Annotated in this window: 4 protein-coding genes; 2 read left to right on the top strand and 2 right to left on the bottom strand. The window is 64.2% G+C overall.

The features are described 5' to 3' along the window. Positions 1–215 precede the first annotated feature (215 nt). Together ACRDUX_RS32150 and ACRDUX_RS32155 are read left to right on the top strand one after the other, a co-directional pair. A complete protein-coding gene (locus tag ACRDUX_RS32150) occupies positions 216–419 on the top strand; it encodes an antitoxin Phd (RefSeq protein ID WP_526420116.1) in 204 nt (67 codons plus the stop codon). After that, positions 416–814 (top strand): type II toxin-antitoxin system death-on-curing family toxin, encoded by a 399-nt coding sequence (locus ACRDUX_RS32155; RefSeq protein ID WP_526420117.1) that lies wholly within the window; start codon positions 416–418, stop codon positions 812–814. The genes ACRDUX_RS32150 and ACRDUX_RS32155 overlap by 4 nt, the downstream gene beginning before the upstream one ends. A gap of 48 nt (positions 815–862) precedes the next feature. Here ACRDUX_RS32155 and ACRDUX_RS32160 read toward each other — a convergent pair whose 3' ends face one another. Next, complete coding sequence (locus ACRDUX_RS32160) at positions 863–1441, bottom strand: cytidine/deoxycytidylate deaminase family protein (protein ID WP_526420119.1); 579 nt, start codon at positions 1439–1441, stop codon at positions 863–865. A gap of 27 nt (positions 1442–1468) precedes the next feature. Then, on the bottom strand, positions 1469–2713 hold a 1245-nt coding region (locus ACRDUX_RS32165), incomplete at its 5' end, for an amino acid permease (protein WP_526420121.1).

Here is a 2713-nt window from a genome sequence, read left to right on the forward strand (position 1 = left end):
CCGCGATGGAGTATCCGGAGTTCGTTGACCGGCTGATCCACGCAGCGGATGCGGCGATGTACCAGTCGAAGAGGGCAGGCGGAAATCGAATCGAGCACTGCTACGTGGGCAAGGGCGTCGCAGAGTGACGCGATGAATGACGCGTGCGCTGCGGGTGGGCCTGACGGCTCGGAATGTAGTACCGCATCCGGTACCGATGCCGGTACTATTGCACCGTGCCCGCCTTGAACGTTCCGTTCTCCGACGATGAGTTGGAGACCGTACGTGCTGCGGCGGAGCGGTCCAAACAGTCGCTTCGGAGCTTCGTCCACGGGGCTGCGATCGCTGCCGCCAGTGAGCACAAGCACCGCGTTGCCGAGGCCGCCCGCTTGGTGGCCGAGCGTTCCGCCGAACTGAATCGCCGGCTCGCCGACAAATGACGACGTACCTCGACCGTGAGGACGTGCTCACCGCGGGGTCCGTCGCACTTGGTGTGGCATTGCGGGTTTCTGATTACGGGCTGCTGGATTCTGCGGTGGCGCGGCCGGGGGCAACGGTTTTCGGCGTCGACGCCTATCCGGATCTCTTCACCAAGGCGGCGGCGCTGCTCCAGTCGCTCGCTCGCAACCATGCCCTTGTCGATGGGAACAAGCGGACCGCCTGGGCAGCGACGTGGACGTTCCTTGGCATCAACGATGTCGAACTCGCGGCCGGATTCGATGTCGATGCCGCCGAGGAGTTCGTTCTCGGCGTGGCCACGGGTACCGAGTCTTCGATCGGGGCCATCGCGGCGGATCTCGCACGTTTCGCCACGTGCGAGCTGCCGGGAAAGTGATATCGCTTTCTGTAACGGATACGTAGGGCCAGCGGAGCACGGCGCGGCTCAGCTCAACGGAATGTCGTTGTCGCCCTTCGATTCCTGATACTGCTCCGAGAGCGCCTGATACCTGTCGCGGATGCGCTGCTGCTGCGCGCGAAGCCGGCCGCGCAGTGGCTCGTCCTCGATTTCGATCAGCGCAGGGATCGAGTACGCCGTCCAGAACGCGTTGGCGCGCCGGTAACCGCCGGGCTCGAGCCCGAACAGTTCCTTGAGGATCACTAGGTCGTGGGGGATGGCGAAGCTGTCGCGGGAGTCCTCGTGGCTGTAGAAGTAGTAGTAGTTGTCGAATCCCGCCCAGGTGATCGCCGACATGCTCAGCGTGCAGGGCTCGTGGGTGGTGAGGAAGACCAGCTCGGGAACCGGTGGCCGGTCGCGAAGCCCGTAGAACTGGTTCAGCGTGTTGATCTCCCCGTGCAGGAGCGGATTGTCGGTCTCGTCGTTGGTGCCTGCGATGACCAGCGACAGGTCGGACTTGCGCAGGATTGCCGCACCGAACACCTTGTTGCCCGTGGCCACGCCGCGTTCGGTGAGCGGGAGGATGTCGTCGTCGATGACGTCGAGCAGGCGAGCGGCAATCGTCATGGCTCACCCTAAGGCCTGCACCCGAGATCAGCCCTGCGTGGACTGTTCCTCGGCCAGTTCCGGAACGCCCTTGCCGCGAAAGACGTTGACCGCGAACGCTATCGCGCCGACGACCAACCACACCAGGCCGCCGATCTTGGCCAGTGAGTCGGCGTTGAACAACACGTATCCGATGATCAGGAAGCCCAAGGTGGGGACCACCAGGTGCAGCAGGTAGTTCTTCGACTTCTGGCGCACCAGGTAGTACCAGACCACCGAGACGTGCAGCAGGCAGAACCCGAACAATGCGCCGAAGTTGACCAGAGACGAGATCAAGCCGATCTGTCCGACGAAGAACAGCACCAGCACGATGCTGAGCGCGCTGACCACGAGGATCGCGGAAATCGGCACCTTGCGGCTGCTGATCGTGGACAGGAACCTGGGCAGCTGGCCGTCGCGGCTCATCGAGTAGAGCAGCCGACTGGTGGCGGCCTGGGCGGCCATCGCGTTGGCGAACCCGACTGCCATCACGTTGACCGCGAAGAACGCGTTCATCCAGCCCGTGGTCGAGGCCGCCTGGACGAGGGTGAAGAACGCGTTGCCCGCCTCGTCGTCACTGAACGACTCGCGGCCGCCTGCGAGCAAGCTGGCCAGCCACGTCTGCGTGATGAACAGGAACGCCACCACGAACAGCGCGATGATCATTGCCCGACCTGCTGGGTTCTTCCGCCCCGTCGACTCTTCGGCCAGCGTCGAGATGCCGTCGAACCCGAGGAAGCTCAGGACCGCGATGGACAGCGCGCTGGCGATCAGGGGTGCGGTCACCGTGCTGGAGTCCCAGATCGGGAGCGTGCTCCACCCCACGTTGGGCAGGCTCTGCCCGTTGATCGCCCGCACCGCGATGACCACGAAGATCACGACGAAGACCAGCTCGATGGCCAGGAAGACCCGGTTGGCGATCTTCAACGAACCGATCCCGGCCAGGTTGATGATGGTGTTCACGACGACGAAGACGATCGCCCACAACCACCGCGGAGTGCCGGGGAACAGCCCGACCATCGACTCGGCCGCGAAGACGTAGAGCAGCGTCGGAACCAGCAGGTAGTCAAGGAGGATCGCCCAGCCGGCGAAGAAGCCCAGGCTGGGGTGGATGCCGCGACCGACGTAGGAGAACACCGAGCCGGCCAAGGGGAAGGACTTGGCCATCTGCGCGTAGGCCAGGGCGGTGAAGACCATGGCTACCAGCCCGATGACGTACACCAGCGGCACCATGCCCGACGCGCTGTTGTAGAC

Origin of the sequence: Mycobacterium sp. (assembly GCF_050701675.1) — a bacterium.
In the GTDB taxonomy this organism is placed as follows: domain Bacteria; phylum Actinomycetota; class Actinomycetes; order Mycobacteriales; family Mycobacteriaceae; genus Mycobacterium.

Coding starts and splice junctions, on each gene's coding strand:
- ACRDUX_RS32155 (WP_526420117.1), top strand. CDS start 416: ATGACGACGTACCTCGACCGTGAGGACGTGCTCACCGCGGGGTCCGTC.
- ACRDUX_RS32160 (WP_526420119.1), bottom strand. CDS start 1,441: ATGACGATTGCCGCTCGCCTGCTCGACGTCATCGACGACGACATCCTC.